Source organism: Bacillus sp. SH5-2, from assembly GCF_008368905.1.
Classification (GTDB): Bacteria; Bacillota; Bacilli; order Bacillales; family Bacillaceae_G; genus Bacillus_A; species Bacillus_A luti.
Genome location: NZ_QOSD01000010.1, coordinates 40,298 through 58,122 on the forward strand (window position 1 = coordinate 40,298; position 17,825 = coordinate 58,122).

28 protein-coding genes are annotated in these 17,825 nt (G+C 38.8%); 26 read left to right on the forward strand and 2 right to left on the reverse strand.

Annotated elements, in window-relative coordinates; all coding sequences use genetic code 11:
* The first annotated feature begins 26 nt into the window (after positions 1-26).
* The 24 genes from rpsH (at position 27) to DN410_RS08370 (ending at position 15,029) form a co-directional block, all read left to right on the forward strand.
* On the forward strand, positions 27-425 hold the full coding sequence (gene rpsH, locus DN410_RS08255; RefSeq protein WP_000245511.1) for a 30S ribosomal protein S8: 399 nt from the start codon (positions 27-29) through the stop codon (positions 423-425).
* 32 nt (positions 426-457) lie between these two features.
* Positions 458-997 (forward strand): 50S ribosomal protein L6, encoded by a 540-nt coding sequence (rplF, locus tag DN410_RS08260; protein WP_149176125.1) that lies wholly within the window; start codon positions 458-460, stop codon positions 995-997.
* 33 nt (positions 998-1,030) lie between these two features.
* Positions 1,031-1,393, forward strand: coding sequence for a 50S ribosomal protein L18 (gene rplR / locus DN410_RS08265; RefSeq protein WP_000628818.1), 363 nt, complete (start codon positions 1,031-1,033; stop codon positions 1,391-1,393).
* Between the two features lie 21 nt (positions 1,394-1,414).
* On the forward strand, positions 1,415-1,915 hold the full coding sequence (rpsE, locus tag DN410_RS08270) for a 30S ribosomal protein S5 (protein ID WP_000554646.1): 501 nt from the start codon (positions 1,415-1,417) through the stop codon (positions 1,913-1,915).
* A 13-nt stretch (positions 1,916-1,928) separates the two neighbouring features.
* Positions 1,929-2,111: a 50S ribosomal protein L30 gene (gene rpmD / locus DN410_RS08275; RefSeq protein ID WP_001085231.1), complete on the forward strand. Its 183-nt coding sequence runs from the start codon at positions 1,929-1,931 to the stop codon at positions 2,109-2,111.
* A gap of 33 nt (positions 2,112-2,144) precedes the next feature.
* A complete protein-coding gene (gene rplO, locus DN410_RS08280) occupies positions 2,145-2,585 on the forward strand; it encodes a 50S ribosomal protein L15 (protein WP_000766080.1) in 441 nt (146 codons plus the stop codon).
* On the forward strand, positions 2,585-3,886 hold the full coding sequence (secY, locus tag DN410_RS08285) for a preprotein translocase subunit SecY (RefSeq protein WP_000490116.1): 1,302 nt from the start codon (positions 2,585-2,587) through the stop codon (positions 3,884-3,886). The genes rplO and secY overlap by 1 nt, the downstream gene beginning before the upstream one ends.
* A 56-nt stretch (positions 3,887-3,942) precedes the next feature.
* On the forward strand, positions 3,943-4,593 hold the full coding sequence (locus DN410_RS08290) for an adenylate kinase (RefSeq protein WP_149176126.1): 651 nt from the start codon (positions 3,943-3,945) through the stop codon (positions 4,591-4,593).
* Positions 4,593-5,339, forward strand: a complete 747-nt coding sequence (map, locus tag DN410_RS08295; protein WP_149176127.1) for a type I methionyl aminopeptidase — start codon at positions 4,593-4,595, stop codon at positions 5,337-5,339. The genes DN410_RS08290 and map overlap by 1 nt, the downstream gene beginning before the upstream one ends.
* Positions 5,340-5,407: 68 nt before the next feature.
* On the forward strand, positions 5,408-5,626 hold the full coding sequence (gene infA / locus DN410_RS08300) for a translation initiation factor IF-1 (RefSeq protein WP_001029884.1): 219 nt from the start codon (positions 5,408-5,410) through the stop codon (positions 5,624-5,626).
* A 35-nt stretch (positions 5,627-5,661) separates the two neighbouring features.
* Entirely contained in the window at positions 5,662-5,775 is a 114-nt protein-coding gene (gene rpmJ, locus DN410_RS08305; RefSeq protein ID WP_000868344.1) for a 50S ribosomal protein L36, read from the forward strand.
* A gap of 21 nt (positions 5,776-5,796) precedes the next feature.
* Positions 5,797-6,162 (forward strand): 30S ribosomal protein S13, encoded by a 366-nt coding sequence (gene rpsM / locus DN410_RS08310; RefSeq protein WP_000090790.1) that lies wholly within the window; start codon positions 5,797-5,799, stop codon positions 6,160-6,162.
* Between the two features lie 24 nt (positions 6,163-6,186).
* The gene (gene rpsK, locus DN410_RS08315; protein ID WP_000101798.1) at positions 6,187-6,576 is read left to right on the forward strand and encodes a 30S ribosomal protein S11; all 390 of its coding nucleotides are present in this window, start codon (positions 6,187-6,189) and stop codon (positions 6,574-6,576) included.
* Positions 6,577-6,756: 180 nt separating this feature from the next.
* Positions 6,757-7,701 carry a DNA-directed RNA polymerase subunit alpha gene (locus tag DN410_RS08320; protein WP_000569643.1) on the forward strand — a complete coding sequence of 315 codons (945 nt, stop codon included), beginning with the start codon at positions 6,757-6,759 and terminating at the stop codon, positions 7,699-7,701.
* 35 nt (positions 7,702-7,736) lie between these two features.
* Entirely contained in the window at positions 7,737-8,099 is a 363-nt protein-coding gene (rplQ, locus tag DN410_RS08325; RefSeq protein ID WP_000331490.1) for a 50S ribosomal protein L17, read from the forward strand.
* A gap of 103 nt (positions 8,100-8,202) precedes the next feature.
* Positions 8,203-9,045 carry an energy-coupling factor ABC transporter ATP-binding protein gene (locus DN410_RS08330; protein ID WP_149176128.1) on the forward strand — a complete coding sequence of 281 codons (843 nt, stop codon included), beginning with the start codon at positions 8,203-8,205 and terminating at the stop codon, positions 9,043-9,045.
* On the forward strand, positions 9,021-9,902 hold the full coding sequence (locus DN410_RS08335; protein WP_149176129.1) for an energy-coupling factor ABC transporter ATP-binding protein: 882 nt from the start codon (positions 9,021-9,023) through the stop codon (positions 9,900-9,902). Before DN410_RS08330 ends, DN410_RS08335 begins: the two co-directional genes overlap by 25 nt.
* Positions 9,890-10,684: an energy-coupling factor transporter transmembrane component T family protein gene (locus tag DN410_RS08340; RefSeq protein WP_149176130.1), complete on the forward strand. Its 795-nt coding sequence runs from the start codon at positions 9,890-9,892 to the stop codon at positions 10,682-10,684. Before DN410_RS08335 ends, DN410_RS08340 begins: the two co-directional genes overlap by 13 nt.
* 14 nt (positions 10,685-10,698) lie before the next feature.
* Entirely contained in the window at positions 10,699-11,442 is a 744-nt protein-coding gene (gene truA / locus DN410_RS08345; protein WP_098841470.1) for a tRNA pseudouridine(38-40) synthase TruA, read from the forward strand.
* A gap of 152 nt (positions 11,443-11,594) precedes the next feature.
* Positions 11,595-12,032, forward strand: a complete 438-nt coding sequence (gene rplM / locus DN410_RS08350) for a 50S ribosomal protein L13 (protein ID WP_001260795.1) — start codon at positions 11,595-11,597, stop codon at positions 12,030-12,032.
* Positions 12,033-12,053: 21 nt separating this feature from the next.
* The gene (rpsI, locus tag DN410_RS08355) at positions 12,054-12,446 is read left to right on the forward strand and encodes a 30S ribosomal protein S9 (protein ID WP_000079986.1); all 393 of its coding nucleotides are present in this window, start codon (positions 12,054-12,056) and stop codon (positions 12,444-12,446) included.
* Positions 12,447-12,608: 162 nt separating this feature from the next.
* Positions 12,609-13,037, forward strand: a complete 429-nt coding sequence (locus tag DN410_RS08360; protein ID WP_149176131.1) for a DUF2521 family protein — start codon at positions 12,609-12,611, stop codon at positions 13,035-13,037.
* A 66-nt stretch (positions 13,038-13,103) separates the two neighbouring features.
* The gene (gene cwlD / locus DN410_RS08365) at positions 13,104-13,817 is read left to right on the forward strand and encodes an N-acetylmuramoyl-L-alanine amidase CwlD (RefSeq protein WP_071711511.1); all 714 of its coding nucleotides are present in this window, start codon (positions 13,104-13,106) and stop codon (positions 13,815-13,817) included.
* 144 nt (positions 13,818-13,961) lie between these two features.
* Positions 13,962-15,029, forward strand: coding sequence for an Mrp/NBP35 family ATP-binding protein (locus DN410_RS08370; RefSeq protein WP_149176132.1), 1,068 nt, complete (start codon positions 13,962-13,964; stop codon positions 15,027-15,029).
* A 56-nt stretch (positions 15,030-15,085) separates the two neighbouring features.
* Here DN410_RS08370 and gerD read toward each other — a convergent pair whose 3' ends face one another.
* On the reverse strand, positions 15,086-15,703 hold the full coding sequence (gene gerD / locus DN410_RS08375; RefSeq protein ID WP_071711509.1) for a spore germination protein GerD: 618 nt from the start codon (positions 15,701-15,703) through the stop codon (positions 15,086-15,088).
* A 138-nt stretch (positions 15,704-15,841) separates the two neighbouring features.
* On the opposite strand from gerD, the gene kbaA reads away from it, so the two are divergent.
* On the forward strand, positions 15,842-16,453 hold the full coding sequence (gene kbaA / locus DN410_RS08380; protein ID WP_149176133.1) for a KinB signaling pathway activation protein KbaA: 612 nt from the start codon (positions 15,842-15,844) through the stop codon (positions 16,451-16,453).
* Positions 16,454-16,579: 126 nt separating this feature from the next.
* On the opposite strand, the gene pdaB is transcribed toward kbaA, so the two are convergent.
* Positions 16,580-17,344: a polysaccharide deacetylase family sporulation protein PdaB gene (pdaB, locus tag DN410_RS08385; RefSeq protein ID WP_149176134.1), complete on the reverse strand. Its 765-nt coding sequence runs from the start codon at positions 17,342-17,344 to the stop codon at positions 16,580-16,582.
* A gap of 170 nt (positions 17,345-17,514) precedes the next feature.
* Between pdaB and DN410_RS08390 the strand changes: the two genes are divergently transcribed.
* Positions 17,515-17,733 carry a hypothetical protein gene (locus DN410_RS08390; protein ID WP_000900684.1) on the forward strand — a complete coding sequence of 73 codons (219 nt, stop codon included), beginning with the start codon at positions 17,515-17,517 and terminating at the stop codon, positions 17,731-17,733.
* The last annotated feature ends 92 nt before the right edge of the window (positions 17,734-17,825 follow it).

A 17,825-nucleotide genomic window follows, 5' to 3' on the forward strand; every position in this document is an offset into this window, starting at 1 on the left:
CCACAAATGGGAAGGAGGTAAAACACATGGTGATGACAGATCCAATTGCAGACATGCTTACTCGCATCCGTAATGCGAACATGGTACGTCATGAGAAATTAGAGGTTCCTGCTTCTAAAATCAAAAAAGAGATCGCTGAACTTTTAAAACGTGAAGGTTTCATTCGTGATGTAGAATACATCGAGGATAACAAACAAGGTATCCTTCGTATTTTCCTGAAATATGGTGCAAACAATGAACGTGTAATCACTGGATTAAAACGTATCAGTAAACCTGGCTTACGCGTTTACGCTAAAGCTGATGAAGTACCACGTGTACTTAACGGATTAGGTATCGCTCTTGTTTCTACATCTAAGGGAGTAATGACGGACAAAGACGCTCGTCAATTACAAACTGGTGGAGAAGTAGTAGCATACGTTTGGTAATTTATATTTAAAACGAACGGAGGTGTGACCACATGTCTCGTATTGGTAAAAAGATTCTTGAAATCCCTGCAGGTGTTACTATTACAGTTGCAGAAGACAATACTGTAACAGTAAAAGGCCCTAAAGGTGAATTAAATCGTACTTTCAATGCTGATATGCTTATCAAAATTGAAGAGAATACATTAACAGTTGAGCGTCCATCTGAACAGAAGGAACACCGTGCATTACACGGTACAACTCGTGCTTTAATCGGAAACATGGTTGAAGGTGTAACTGCAGGTTTCGCACGCGGACTTGAATTAGTCGGTGTTGGTTACCGTGCCCAAAAACAAGGTGATAAACTTGTATTAAGCGTAGGTTATTCTCATCCAGTAGAAATGACTCCGGAAGCAGGTCTTGAAGTTGAAGTACCTGCACCAACAAAGATCGTAATCAAAGGTATCGACAAGCAACGTGTTGGCGAATTCGCTGCTAACATCCGCGCTGTACGTGCTCCTGAGCCTTATAAAGGTAAAGGTATTCGTTACGAAGGCGAAGTTGTTCGTCGTAAAGAAGGTAAAACTGCTAAGTAAACCCGTTAGGTGAGAGAAAGGAGTGACAAGAAAATGATCACTAAAGCTGATAAAAATGCGACTCGTAAGAAAAGACATGCACGTGTACGTGCTAAACTTACTGGTACTGCAGAGCGTCCACGTTTAAACGTGTTCCGTTCTAACCAACATATTTACGCTCAAGTTATTGATGATGTGAATGGTGTAACGTTAGTAAGTGCATCTACTCTTGATAAAGACCTTGCTCTTAACGGTACTAGCAATACTGAAGCTGCTACGAAAGTTGGAGAATCAGTTGCTAAGCGTGCTGTAGAGAAAGGCGTTAAAGAAGTAGTATTTGATCGCGGTGGTTACTTATACCATGGCCGTGTTAAAGCTCTAGCTGAAGCTGCTCGTGAGGCTGGATTACAATTTTAATGGTCAAAGGAGGGAAAATTGATGCATCGCATTGACCCAAGTAAATTAGAACTTGAAGAACGTGTAGTTACGATAAATCGTGTCGCGAAAGTTGTTAAGGGTGGTCGTCGTTTCCGCTTTGCTGCACTAGTTGTAGTTGGCGATAAAAACGGTCATGTTGGATTCGGTACTGGTAAAGCACAAGAGGTACCAGACGCAATCCGCAAAGCTATCGAAGACGCTAAGAAAAACTTAATCGCTGTACCATTAGTTGGTACAACAATTCCACACACAATCAACGGTCACTTTGGAGCTGGTGAAGTATTCTTAAAACCTGCTGCTGAGGGTACTGGTGTTATTGCTGGTGGACCTGTTCGTGCGGTACTTGAATTAGCTGGTGTACAAGATATTCTTTCGAAATCTCTTGGTTCTAACACACCAATCAACATGATTCGCGCTACTGTGAACGGATTAAGCGAACTTAAGCGCGCTGAAGATGTTGCAAAATTACGCGGTAAATCTGTAGAAGAGCTACTAGGTTAAGGAGGGAAAACAAATGGCGAAAAAGTTAGAAATTACCCTCACTCGTAGTGTAATTGGTCGTCCACAAGATCAACGTGCGACGGTAGAAGCTTTAGGTCTTAAAAAGTTGAATTCAACTGTAGTTAAGGAAGAAACTCCTGCTATTCTTGGTATGATCAACAAAGTTTCTCACCTTATAACTGTAAAAGAAGCTTAAGGATAACTCATTAATATAAGGAGGTGCCTGGGAATGAAACTTCATGAATTAAAACCTGCAGAAGGTTCTCGTAAAGTACGTAACCGTGTCGGTCGTGGTATCGGTTCTGGTAACGGTAAAACTGCTGGTAAAGGTCATAAAGGACAAAACGCACGTTCTGGTGGCGGTGTTCGTCTTGGCTTCGAAGGTGGTCAAACTCCATTATTCCGTCGTTTACCAAAACGCGGCTTCACAAACATTAACCGTAAAGAGTTTGCTATTGTAAACTTATCAACGTTAAATCGTTTTGAAGATGGTACAGAAGTAACACCTGAATTATTGCTGGAAACTGGCGTTATCAGCAAGTTAAACGACGGTGTTAAAATTCTTGCAAGCGGCGCAGTAGAGAAAAAACTAACTGTTAAAGCGCACAAGTTCTCTTCAAGTGCTAAAGAAGCAATTGAAGCAGCTGGCGGATCAGTTGAGGTGATCTAATGTTTCGTACAATCTCCAACTTTATGCGCGTTGCTGAGATAAGACGTAAAATATTATTCACTTTAGCGATGTTAATCGTATTCAGGATTGGCACGTTTATCCCTGTGCCATTTACAAATGGAGACGTACTGAAAGCACAAGATCAATTAAATGCTTTAGGTATTCTAAATACATTTGGCGGTGGAGCCTTGAAAAACTTCTCCATCTTTGCGATGGGAATCATGCCGTATATTACAGCATCCATCATCGTGCAATTATTGCAGATGGATGTTGTTCCTAAATTTTCGGAATGGTCGAAGCAAGGTGAAATGGGCCGTCGTAAACTAACGCAATTCACGCGTTATTTTACAATTGTTCTTGCGTTTATTCAGGGGTTTGGTATGTCAATCGGTTTTAACGGTATGGTAGGTGGGCAATTAATTTTGAATCCTGGTTGGAGCACTTATTTATACATTGCTACGGTACTGACTGCTGGTACTGCATTTTTAATGTGGTTAGGTGAACAGATTACAGCTAAAGGTGTAGGTAATGGTATTTCCATCCTTATCTTTGGTGGTATTGCCGCAGCGATCCCAAGTGTTATATCTCAAGTGTATCAGCAACAGTTTCAAAATATCGGAGATCAATTGTTCATGAGTATCGTTAAAGTTGCATTGATTTTACTAGCTGTGCTAGCAGTTATTGTGGGTGTTATTTTCATCCAACAGGCTGTTAGAAAGATCCCAATTCAATATGCGAAGCGTGTAACAGGAGGAAATGGTGGTTATGCTGGAGCACAAAACACACATTTACCGCTTAAGGTAAATAGTGCTGGTGTTATTCCAGTAATTTTTGCTGTTTCATTCTTAATTACGCCTCCGACTATTGCACAGTTCTTCCCGGATCATGATGTATCGCAGTGGATTATTGCAAACTTTAACTATTCTCATCCAGTGGGAATGATCATATATGTTGCGCTCATTGTAGCCTTCACATATTTCTATGCGTTTGTTCAGGTTAATCCAGAGCAAATGTCAGAGAATCTAAACAAGCAAGGTGGATATGTTCCAGGTATTCGTCCGGGTAAGAATACAGAACAATATCTAACAAAAATCTTGTATCGTTTGACCTTTGTAGGATCAATTTTCCTAGCAGCGATTGCAATCTTACCAGTTATTTTTACGAAGCTGGGAAATCTTCCTCCGTCTGCACAGATTGGTGGAACGAGTATGTTAATCGTTGTCGGCGTTGCTTTAGAAACAATGAAGCAGCTAGAAAGCCAACTGGTAAAACGCCATTACAAAGGGTTTATCAAGCAATGAGTAAGTGGGAAGAATCGTCTTCCCTACATGCTCATGTACTCTGAGGGGGAACAAGGATGAACTTAATTTTAATGGGGCTTCCTGGTGCTGGTAAAGGTACACAAGCCGAACAGATTGTTGCCAAGTATAACATCCCTCACATTTCAACAGGAGATATGTTCCGTGCAGCTATGAAGGCTGAAACTGAAATGGGTTTACAAGCTAAATCTTTTATTGATAAAGGTGCTCTTGTCCCAGATGAAGTTACAATCGGAATTGTTCGTGATCGTTTAAGCCAAGAAGACTGCGTAAGAGGCTTCTTACTAGACGGTTTTCCACGAACTGTTGCACAGGCATCAGCTCTTGAAGAAATTATGAAAGATCTTGGCAAAAAAATCGACTATGTTTTAAACATTAATGTGGATTCAGGGTTGTTATTAAAACGCCTTACAGGCCGTCGCATTTGTAAAGAGTGCGGTGCGACTTACCACTTAGAATTCAATCCACCAGCAAAAGCTGATGTGTGCGATAAATGTGGTGGCGAATTATATCAACGCTCTGATGACAATGAAGAAACTGTAGCAAATCGTTTAGATGTAAATATTAAGCAAACAAAACCTTTGCTTGATTTCTACGAGGAGCTTGGTTACCTACAAAGCATTAATGGTGAGCAAGATATCAATAAAGTATTTGCTGATATCGATGTTCTCATCGGAGGCTTAGCGTAATGATAATCTGCAAAACTCCTCGCGAGATAGAAATCATGCGAGAAGCTGGCAGGATCGTTGCTTTAACTCATCAAGAGTTGAAACAACACATTACTCCAGGAATTACAACGAAAGAGCTCGATCAAATAGCGGAAAAGACGATTCAAAAATATGGTGCTACGCCATCTTTTAAAGGATACAACGGATTTCCGGGGAGCATATGTGCTTCTGTAAATGAAGAGCTTGTACACGGAATTCCAGGGAAGCGCAAGCTCAAAGAGGGCGATATCATCAGTATCGATATTGGTGCGAAATACAATGGGTACCATGGAGATTCTGCATGGACGTATCCAGTTGGAAACATTTCTGAATCTGTTCAAAAGCTACTTGATGTCACAGAAAAATCGTTGTATCTTGGTCTAGAACAAGTAAAACCAGGCGAGAGCTTATCAAATATCTCACATGCGGTTCAAACCCATGCTGAAGAGAATGGATTCTCGATCGTTAGGGAGTATGTTGGTCACGGAATCGGGCAAGACTTACATGAGGACCCTCAAATCCCGCACTATGGTCCACCAAATAGAGGCCCTAGATTAAAGCCGGGAATGGTCATCTGTGTTGAGCCGATGGTGAATCAAGGAAGACGATATGTAAAAACACTATCTGATGACTGGACAGTGGTAACGGTAGATGGTAAATGGTGTGCACATTTTGAGCACACGATTGCTCTTACAGAAGCAGGATACGAAATCCTTACCACTTTATAAGTAGCTGGCTCTCCGGGATTTCAGAGCAGTGTAAAATGTTACTGATTTGATGAAGGGAGAACTATTGAATGGCTAAAGATGATGTAATTGAAGTCGAAGGTACCGTTCTTGAAACGTTGCCAAATGCTATGTTCAAAGTAGAATTAGAGAATGGGCATGTCGTATTGGCTCACGTTTCTGGTAAAATCCGTATGAACTTCATTCGTATTTTACCAGGAGACAAAGTTACGGTAGAATTATCTCCGTACGATTTAAATCGTGGTCGTATTACGTACCGTTTTAAATAATATAGCACTCCGTAATCTTTAAGGAGGTTCGAGACATGAAAGTAAGACCGTCAGTTAAACCAATCTGCGAAAAATGTAAAGTTATTCGTAGACGTGGAAAAGTAATGGTTATTTGTGAAAACCCTAAACATAAACAAAAACAAGGTTAATCAGAAGGAGGTGCATTCGTAATGGCACGTATCGCAGGTGTAGATATTCCTCGAGACAAACGCGTTGTTATTTCTTTAACTTACGTATTCGGCATTGGTCGCACAACTGCTGAAAAAATTCTAACTGAAGCTGGTATTTCTTCAGAAACACGAGTTCGTGATTTAACGGAAGACGAATTAGGACGTATCCGTGATATCATCGATCGTATTAAAGTTGAGGGAGACCTTCGTCGTGAAGTATCTCTTAACATTAAACGTCTAATGGAGATCGGTTCTTACCGTGGTCTTCGTCACCGTCGTGGCTTACCAGTTCGTGGTCAAAACTCTAAAAACAATGCTCGTACACGTAAAGGTCCACGTCGTACAGTAGCAAATAAAAAGAAATAATAAGTAAAGGAGGTTGAACTAACAATGGCACGTAAAACAAACACTCGTAAAAAACGTGTGAAAAAGAATATCGAAGCTGGTATAGCTCATATTCGTTCTACTTTCAACAACACAATCGTAACACTTACAGATACTCACGGTAACGCACTTTCTTGGTCTAGTGCTGGTGCACTTGGTTTCCGTGGATCTCGTAAATCTACTCCATTCGCTGCGCAAATGGCTGCTGAAACTGCTGCTAAAGCTGCAATGGAACACGGTTTAAAAACTTTAGAGGTTACTGTTAAAGGTCCTGGTGCTGGTCGTGAAGCTGCAATTCGTGCTCTTCAAGCTGCAGGTCTAGAAGTAACAGCAATTAGAGATGTTACTCCAGTTCCTCATAATGGATGTCGTCCACCAAAACGTCGTCGTGTGTAATTTTTCTGTATAGAATTTTCCCTTTTGTCTATAATGGATATGATGCATTATCGAGAAATTTCGTACAGAAACATCGCTTGTTGTGCACAATCGGGAACTGCCTAAGGGGGACTTTCGGTTAGACAGGGGTTATACCTTTGTTTAACCGGGGTTTCGACGTTTTGAAGGAGGGTTTAGTTAATGATTGAAATCGAAAAGCCGAAAATCGAAACGGTTGAACTTAACGAAGATGCTAAATATGGTAAATTCGTAATTGAACCGCTTGAGCGTGGATATGGTACTACTTTGGGTAACTCCTTACGTCGTATTCTTTTATCCTCACTCCCTGGTGCCGCTGTTACTGCTATCCAAATCGATGGCGTATTACATGAATTTTCAACAGTTGAGGGCGTAGTAGAAGACGTTACGACGATCATCTTAAACTTGAAAAAGTTAGCTCTTAAAATCTACTCTGAAGAAGAGAAGACGTTGGAAATTGATGTGCAGGGCGAAGGTATTGTCACAGCTGCTGATATTACTCACGATAGTGATGTAGAAATCTTAAATCCAGATTTACACATTGCAACGTTAGCAAAAGATGCGCATTTCCGCGTGCGTTTAACTGCAAAGCGTGGCCGTGGGTATACGCCAGCTGATGCAAATAAAAGCGAAGATCAACCAATAGGAGTAATTCCTATTGATTCTATTTATACTCCAGTATCACGTGTGACTTACCAAGTGGAAAAGACACGTGTCGGACAAGTGGCTAATTATGATAAGCTTACGCTTGATGTATGGACGGATGGAAGCATCGGGCCAAAAGAAGCTATCTCTTTAGGTGCCAAAATCTTAACTGAGCATTTAAATATCTTTGTTGGTTTAACTGATGAAGCACAAAATGCTGAGATTATGGTCGAGAAGGAAGAAGATCAAAAAGAGAAAGTTCTTGAGATGACTATCGAAGAACTAGACCTTTCTGTTCGTTCTTATAATTGCCTAAAACGTGCAGGAATTAATACTGTACAAGAGCTTGCGAACAAAACAGAAGAAGATATGATGAAAGTTCGTAACTTAGGACGTAAATCCTTAGAAGAAGTTAAACATAAACTTGAGGAATTAGGTTTAGGTTTACGTAAAGACGACTGAGGATTTAAACCCATCAACAAAGGAGGGAACTACGAATGGCATACAGAAAATTAGGCCGTACAAGTGCGCAACGTAAAGCTATGTTACGTGACTTAGCTACTGATTTAATTATCAACGAGCGCATCCAAACGACAGAAACTCGTGCAAAAGAACTTCGTTCTGTAGTGGAAAAAATGATCACTTTAGGTAAACGCGGAGATCTTCATGCTCGTCGTCAAGCAGCAGCTTTCATTCGCAATGAAGTAGCTAACGCTGAGACTGGTCAAGATGCACTTCAAAAATTATTCGCTGATGTAGCTCCACGCTATGCTGAGCGCCAAGGCGGATACACTCGTATTGCAAAAATTGGTCCACGTCGCGGAGACGCAGCACCAATGGTAATTATCGAGTTAGTATAATGATAATTAAAAGGGCAGGACAGTTCTTTTCAAGAAACTGGTCATGGCCCTTTTTTTTAAATATAAAAATAGGCTAACTTGGCAAAAGAAAGGGTGCCTTGTATTGAAAAAAGAGAAACTTCGGACAGAAAATATATCATTTCAATATCCTGGGGCAGCCACTTATGCATTAAAAGATGTTTCATTTTCCTTATATGAAGGAGAATGGGTATCTGTTATTGGACAAAACGGTTCAGGGAAGTCTACACTTGCAAAATTATTGAATGGTTTGTTTTTGCCAGAAGCAGGGACTATTACTGTAAATGATACAATAGTTTTATCAGAGGAAACGGTATGGGATGTTCGAAAACAAATTGGGATGGTATTTCAAAATCCAGATAATCAATTTGTTGGAACGACAGTACAAGATGATATTGTATTTGGCTTAGAGAATATCGGAATGCCAAGGGAGCAGATGGTGGAAAGATTAGAACAGGCTCTGCAACTTGTCCGTATGGAAGATTTTCTTAATGATGAACCCCATTCGTTATCTGGTGGACAAAAACAGCGAGTCGCAATAGCAGGCGTTTTAGCGCTTCAGCCATCTATTTTAATACTAGACGAAGCAACGTCAATGCTAGACCCTCAAGGAAGACGTGAAGTAGTAGAAACGGTTAGACAGCTTGTTAATCAAAAAGGTATTACTGTGTTATCAATTACGCATGATTTAGAAGAGGCGGCACAGTCAGACCGGGTTATTATTTTAAACAAGGGAGAAATATTAGAGGAAGGAACCCCAGAGCAAATCTTCAAATCCTCTCATATGCTCCAAGAAATTGGATTAGATGTACCTTTTTCAGTGAAAATAGCAGAATTATTAAAAAGAAATGAAATTCTCTTGCAAAATACGCATCTTACAATGGAAAGCTTGGTGAACGAACTTTGGAGATTACATTCCAAAAAGTAGAACATCGTTATCAATATAAAACTCCATTTGAAAGACGCGCACTTTACGATGTAGACGTGTCGTTTCCAAGTGGGGGCTATTATGCCATTATCGGTCATACTGGTTCAGGTAAGTCGACGATGATTCAACATTTAAATGGTTTATTGCAGCCGACAAATGGGACAGTTCAAATTGGTGAACATTTCATTTCGGCAGGAAAGAAAGAAAAGAAGCTAAAGCCACTACGTAAAAAAGTAGGGGTTGTCTTTCAGTTCCCGGAACATCAGTTGTTTGAAGAGACTGTGGAGAAAGATATTTGTTTCGGCCCTACAAACTTTGGGGTATCTGTAGAAGAAGCGAAGCAAAAGGCCAGAGAGGCAATTGAACTTGTAGGATTAGATACAGAACTATTAACACGTTCTCCGTTCGAGTTAAGTGGTGGGCAAATGAGGCGTGTTGCGATAGCGGGCGTACTGGCTATGGAACCCGAAGTGCTTGTATTAGATGAACCTACAGCAGGGCTAGATCCTAAAGGGCAGAATGAACTTATGGAGATGTTTTATAAGCTACATAAGGAGAAAGGTCTTACAGTTATCCTTGTAACGCATAATATGGAGGATGCTGCTAAGTATGCAGAGCAGGTTGTAGTCATGCATAAAGGAACGGTCTTTTTGCAAGGAAGTGCAGAGGAAGTATTTTCACATGCTGATGAATTAGAAAAAATTGGCGTGGATCTTCCTATGTCTTTAAAGTATAAACGTGCAATTGAAGAGAAGTTTGGCATTTCAATTCCAAAGGCTACCTTATCTTTAGAGGATCTTACTCATGAAGTTGTGCAGGTGTTACGAAAAGGTGGTCATGAATCATGCAGCAGTTGATTATTGGGAGGTATATCCCAGGGAATTCACTTATTCATCAACTTGATCCGCGTACGAAGCTGCTGATTGTCTTTTTATATGTATTTGTTGTTTTCTTGGCAAATAATGCGATTTCATATGGATTTTTATTTTTATATGCACTCATTGCTTTATTTTTTGCAAAAGTGCCGATTCGTTATGTACTTTCGGGCTTAAAACCAATTTTATGGATTTTTCTTTTTACATTTTTCCTGCATATTTTTACAAATAAAGAAGGGGATGTACTATTCCAACTTGGTTGGTTTTCTATACATGAAAAAGGATTAGAGCAAGGGATATACATTTCTATACGATTCTTCGTTATTATTCTAATGACGACATTATTAACGTTAACGACGACACCTATTGAAATTACAGATGGTTTGGAGACTTTATTAAAGCCGTTGAAGCGTATAAAAGTTCCTGTTCATGAAATCGCATTAATGATGTCAATTTCTCTTCGTTTTATCCCGACATTAATGGATGAAACGAGTAAAATAATGAAGGCACAAGCGTCACGCGGTATTGACTTCGCCGGAGGACCGATAAAAGATAGGATGAAATCGATTATCTCACTACTCGTTCCTCTATTTATCAGTGCTTTTAAGCGTGCAGAGGACTTAGCAATCGCGATGGAAGCACGTGGGTATCAAAGTGGCGAAGGACGCACTAAATTTAGGCAACTACGCTGGAAAACAAGTGATACAGTAACGATTATAAGCTTACTTTGTTTAGCTTGTATTTTGGCATGGGTGCGATCGTAATGGAGAATAGAGAAATGGATAGAATAAAATGTACGGTTGCATATGATGGCATGCATTTTTGTGGTTATCAAATTCAGCCGCAGCATCGTACTGTTCAACAAGAGATAGAGAAAGCATTGCAAAAATTGCATAAAGGAGAACTTGTTCGCGTTCAGGCATCAGGCAGGACGGATTCTACCGTTCATGCTAAAGGACAAGTGATACACTTTGATACACCGTTGTCTCTTGAAGAGTGGCAATGGAGTAATGCATTAAACACAATGTTGCCAGATGATATTGTTATCAGACAGGTAGAGAAAAAAACAGAAGAATTTCATGCGCGTTACGGTGTTGAGAGAAAAGAATATCGTTATCGTGTATTATTATCAAAGACTGCGGATGTATTCCGTAGAAATTACGTATATCAATATCCATATCCACTCGAAATCAACTCGATAAGAAAAGCGATCCCGTATTTTATTGGGACGCATGATTTCACTTCTTTTTGTTCGGCAAAAACTGACAAAAAGGATAAAGTGCGAACAATTTATGAAATTGAGCTAATTGAGCAAGGTGATGAATTAATTTTTCGCTTTGTAGGCAATGGATTTTTATATAATATGGTCAGAATTATTGTTGGTACGTTACTGAGCGTAGGGCAAGGAAAGCTTGATCCTGATAGCATTCCAGAGATTCTAGCGAAACAAAATCGTCAGTTTGCTGGAAAGATGGCTCCAGGTCATGGGCTTTACTTATGGGAGGTAAACTATAACAACTAATCCTGGTGTAACATTTGCTTGACATTAGAAACTCAAAAGTATATCATAACATATGGTATTGTTTCTAAAACCACGATTAGCCCCGGAAGGAAATCGTGTTTAAGATAAACAATAGATTTTTTCTATGGAAAAGATAACGAGGAGGGAAACACATGCGTACGACTTTTATGGCAAAAGCTAACGAAGTTGAGCGTAAATGGTATGTGGTTGATGCTGAAGGTCAAACTTTAGGTCGCCTATCTACGGAAGTAGCATCTATTTTACGCGGTAAAAACAAACCTACATTTACACCACACGTTGACACGGGTGATCATGTAATTATTATTAACGCTGAGAAAATTCATTTAACAGGTAATAAATTAAACGATAAAATTTACTACCGTCACACTAACCACCCAGGTGGACTTAAACAAAGAACAGCTCTAGAAATGCGTACAAACTACCCTGTACAAATGTTAGAGCTTGCAATTAAAGGCATGCTTCCAAAAGGACGCTTAGGCCGTCAAGTTTCTAAGAAACTAAACGTGTATGCTGGAGCAGAGCATCCACACCAAGCACAAAAACCAGAAGTTTACGAACTTCGCGGATAATTAATTAAAGGAGGGCTTACTTTGGCACAGGTTCAATACTATGGCACTGGACGTCGTAAGAGTTCAGTAGCGCGCGTACGCCTAGTTCCAGGCGAAGGACGCGTTATCATTAACGGTCGTGATTTTGAAAACTATATCCCATTTGCTGCATTACGTGAAGTAGTGAAACAACCTCTAGTTGCAACAGAAACTTTAGGTAACTACGATGTACTTGTAAACGTAAATGGTGGTGGATACACTGGTCAAGCTGGTGCTATTCGTCACGGTATTTCTCGCGCTTTATTAAAAGCTGATCCAGAATACCGTCTAACACTAAAACGTGCAGGTCTATTAACTCGTGACGCACGTATGAAAGAGCGTAAAAAATACGGTCTTAAAGGCGCACGTCGTGCACCTCAGTTCTCAAAACGTTAATTTTTGCGAACTACAAACCCCAACCATTTTGGTTGGGGTTTTTTTATGTTTCATTCCTCTTTTATAATTTTTGTTGCTTGGAATATTTTAGTGCTATCCGCTCGCGTATGCTTCTTCTTTAGAAGTTTAGACTAATACGTAGTAGGGAGGTTTATAAGTACTATGAATGTCATTGTCAGCTTACAAGAAAAACAAAAAGAAAAGCAGTTGAAATATGAACGAAAGATGCTGCGGGAATTATCATTAAAAACATTACGTTCAAATATTAGAGATGCCTTTCAGATGCAGGAGCTTCATCGTCAGTATGAAGATTACTGCATTGAATTAGGGATAGAATCGTATTTATTAGGAGCGAGATATAGTAAATTTGGTTATTATGGCGAATCGCTCTTTGACGTGAAATATAGAGCCTTAGAAGAAGAGCAACAATTAACAGAAACGCTATTTCAATTTTTAACGAGCATGACTATGCGAGAAATTAAGTTACAAGATGAGGAATTACTTTTCGAATCTTGCCAGCAGTTTATCGGCTTATGGTGGCAGGAAGGATATGAAAAAGGTGAAAGAAGATATCGATTAAAGCTTCATTAAGACAAGCATAAACTTTCCTCTTGTCCCATATAAGTAATTAGAGGGACTAGCTGGAGGAGGAAAGGTATGAAGAGAATTCGAATTATCTCTTTTGCACTCGCTGCGGTTGTTTTGTTTTTTTTAGTCAAACAAGAATTTCAAATTACAAAATCGTGGCGAGCTTGGAATTTACCCTTATCAGGGAAAGTGATTGTACTAGATGCTGGGCATGGTGGGCCAGACGGAGGGGCTGTTGGTGGAAAGGATATTATAGAAAAAGATATTACACTTGAGATTACAAAGAAAGTACAAGATTATTTACAAGAACAAGGTGCGTTAGTTATTTTAACGCGTGAGGGAGACTATGATTTAGCTCACAAAGATACAAAGTCCTATAGTAGACGTAAAGCAGAGGATTTAAAAAAGCGTGTAGAGATCATTAATAAACCTGATGTAGACTTTTTTGCGAGTATCCATTTAAATGCTTTAACGAGTAGTGGATCGAAAGGCGCACAAACGTTCTACTACCGTTCGTTACTTGAAAATGAACGTGCTGCGAAATTTATACAAGCTGAATTGAGAACGAGTTTAGAAAATACGAATCGTTCCGCTAAAACGATTTCTCATGTGTATTTATTAAAGTATGCGAAAACACCAGGTGCTTTAATTGAAGCGGGCTTTTTATCGAACGTGAACGAAAGGTATATGTTAAATTCGGAGAAATATCAGCAGAAGGTAGCTGCGGCTATATACCGTGGTATATTACGTTATTTCACGGAAAAAGGAAATCCTCCAGAATAAGGAGGATTTTTTTGAGTTCCTGTCGTTAACGAAGTTTTCCGAAAATATGTTATACTGGAAATGTAAACGCATTTATTTCAAAAGTAAAGAGAGATATATTTAATTAACATTATGTTATTTTTCATACAGGGGGCTGGGCTAATTATGGTAACGAAAGAGCAAGTAGTGGAAGCGTTAGAAGGGATTGTAGATCCGTTTTTACATAAAACGTTAAAAGAAACAGGGGCAATTAAAGAGGTAACAGTCAAGCCTGAGAAGGAACATGTAAGTGTTAAAATTGCAATCGTAAAAACCGGTACGGCGGAACAAATGCAATTGCAATCTGGAATTGTAAAGTTAGTAAAAGAACTAGGAGTAGCAACAGTAGGGCTTCGCTTTGCAGAATTTACAGAAGAGGAATTAGCTCAGTTTGCGCCGGAACAAGAAGAAGAGCAAATTGAATCTTTATTGTCACCAAATTCGAAAACGACATTTTTAGCAGTGGCGAGTGGAAAAGGTGGAGTGGGGAAATCAACGGTTTCTGTTAACCTTGCAATTGCTTTAGCTCGTCTAGGAAAAAAGGTTGGTATTATTGATGCGGATATTTACGGTTTTAGCGTACCGGATATGATGGGGATAGAAAAACGTCCTATCGTAAGAGGCGATAAGATCATCCCAGTAGAGCGTCTAGGTGTAAAGGTAATCTCAATGGGATTCTTTGTAGAAGATAATGCACCGGTTATTTGGAGAGGGCCAATGCTTGGGAAGATGTTAAATCACTTCTTCACAGAAGTAGAATGGGGCGATTTAGATTATTTAGTATTAGATTTACCTCCAGGTACAGGTGATGTTGCGCTAGATCTACATTCGATGTTACCGGCTTGTAAAGAGATTATTGTAACGACGCCTCATCCAACAGCTGCATTCGTAGCAGCACGTGCTGGAGCAATGGCTTTACGTACAGAACATAGTATTCTTGGTGTTGTTGAAAATATGGCGTATTTTGAAAGTAAAGTAACTGGAGAGAAAGAGTATGTATTTGGAAGAGGTGGAGGAGATAAATTAGCTACAGAACTCCAAACGGATGTACTTGGCCGAATTCCACTTCAACAACCTGATTGGAATAAAGAAGACTTTGCACCGTCAGTATATGAAGATACACATACAACAGGTCTTATTTATCGTACGATAGCTGAGACAGTGATTGACAAAACAGCTGTCGCGCAAAAGTAAAGTAATAATGAGTGGATGATACATATATCGTCCACTCATTATTATAGTTAGAATTTTTACTGCTGTTCCTTATTCCCATCTTGGGAACCACCTTCACCGCCTGCTTCTTTTTTATCAGACCCGCCTTTTTCAGCTTTTTGCACACCTTTACTAATGATGTCAATCATCTTAGCTTGGAAGAGAGGGCTTTCAGCAGTTTCCGTTAGTACTTGTTGTAAATATTGACGGTATTCTTTACTTTTCATTGTTTGCAGCATCATTTTTTCTACTTCAGGGTTCTTCATAATTTCTATAACACCTGATTGATATTCAGGATCTTTTAGGAGAGTTTTCATTAAGTTCGTCTGTTCTTTCCCCATACTTTTAGCAAATTTCGATGAGAACTCAGGGTCTTTAAAGAGCTTTTCCCAGAATTGTTGCCCTTTGTCGGATACCATTGCATCTTCAATCGTTTTCTTTACTACTGTTTCATCTAGTATGAGTGCTTGTTTCATTTTTTCATCTGTTAATACATCTTGGATGGCTTTCTTTCCTTGGTCGGTTTTTAAAATATCAATAATCATTTTCTTCGTTTGATCGTAATCTAGTTCGGATTTAGCTTCTTTTTCTTGTGCACATGCTACAAGTGCGATAAATAGAAAAGAAGAAATCAAAACGAGTAGCATCCGTTTCATAAATTCGAACTCCTTTCAACACAGTTCTCTTTTTTAATATAAATATCTTTAAGGAATTTATACATGAACATGGCTAGCTTTTTGAAATTGTCATTGATACAATTTAATTAGAAATATACGAATAATGGGGGATGTGTTGTGAATAGCCGCAAGTGGGTACGCCTATTTTTAACGACGTTGTTTCTTGGTGGAATTAGCACGGTCTTTATCGGGTTTGTTTTAGAGTGGGACGAGTACGCTAAGTTTTTTCAAAATTTCGACGTTAAGGAGATTCTAGCGATTTCTTTCTGGTTGATGGGAGTAGGATTTATTTTTAGCGTTATAAGTCAAATGGGATTCTTTGCATATTTAACAATCCATCGCTTTGGACTCGGGATGTTTCGTTCATCCTCTTTATGGAATGCAGTACAACTCTTCTTTATTGCATTTGTATTATTTGATTTTGTGTACTTAAGATCCGTACTGATTGCAAATGGAGAAGTTTCATTAGGGAATAACATACTTGTTGCTGGGGTGTTATTTGTGTTTGGAGCGATTGTTGCTTATGTGAAAAGTAAAGAAACGAATAAAAAAGCATTTGTGCCCGCCCTATTTTTTATGGTTGTGGTAACAATTCTTGAATGGGTACCAGCGCTTCGGATTAATGATACGGATTGGTTGTATTTAATGGTTATACCGCTTTTATTATGTAATGCATATCAGTTACTTATATTACATCGTTTAATTGGAAGAGCGAGTAAAACTGCTTAATTAAGAAAATTATCTTTGGTTTTTACGTAGTGGTAGTTATACTACTGTGAATATTAGGATAGAAAAAGCTCTATTATCTTTCATTTAGATAATAGAGCTTTTTATGTGTGAAGGGTAGTAGGGACATTACTTTACATCTTCACTTTTTGTACTTGTGTTGGAAATAAGTTGTGAAACGGATATTTGTTCATATCCATCATTCTTTAACTTTTGCAGAAGTAGCGGTAAAGCTTTATTTGTTTGGAGGGCAGAGTCGGATGCGTGTAATAAGACGATATCTCCACCTTTCAAATGATTAGAGACGGTGGAAACGATATTATTTACACCTGGGTTTTTCCAATCGTTCGAATTATTACTCCAGTGAACGACAGTGTATCCGAGTGATTCTGCTATTTTAAGTGTTGCTTTGTTAAAGTCTCCACTAGGTGGGCGTAATAGCTTGACTTGTTTTACGCCGAGTTTTGTGAAAACATCTTGTGCACGCAAAAGATCTCTTCGTATTTCATTTGTCTCTAGAGAAGTATAGGATGTGTAATTATAGCCCATACTACCGATTTCATGTCCATCTTTCATGATGCGTTCAACAATATCAGGGTGTCTTTCTGCCCATGCAGCAGAAAGAAAGAAGGTTGCATTCTTAATATCTCTTTCTTTAAGTGTATCAAGGATTGGAATAGCTTTTTTGTCTCCCCAACTAATATCAAACGTGAATGCAACTTGTTTTTTAGCTGTGTCTCCTTTGTAAATTACCTTAGGTCCTGTAGCTGTTGAAAAAGCAGACTCATGTGAATATGTTTTTAAAAAGAGAAGCCATGCTGTAAATAAGGAAAGTATTACTATTAAGCTAATGTGTTTAAAAGTTCTTTTACTCGTAATAAAAAAGAAAAACATAATATTACGCCCCTTTGTCCAATCCTTTTCAGTTACATATATGCTTAAAATATAAAAAAGAGAACAAATGATTAACATCGTAAGTAGTGGATATAATGAATGAGAGGATTTTGATAAGTGAAAATGAGCGGAACGTTTATTGCCCCGTAAGGGATTATTGAGGTGATGATTTGCTTGGAATTATGTTGACGAAAGAAGAGAGAAAAGAAATGGAATACATATTGAAGAGAGAGTTAGAGGAACTTTTATTTGATTTTGAAGATGAGCGTATTCATGACGTTGTAAAAAAAGCGATGGAAGAAAGATATAAAATCGTTTTTTGTTTATTTCGGAGAGTCGCTAATGCAGAAGAATGTATCCGTTATGTGAGAAAAAGAAGTTTTTATTAAAAAGTGTTGACGTTAATAGTTAATATATGATAAATTAATAACCGTCGCTGATGCAGAAACGCAGAAAACGACAAAAAAGAAATTAAAAAACT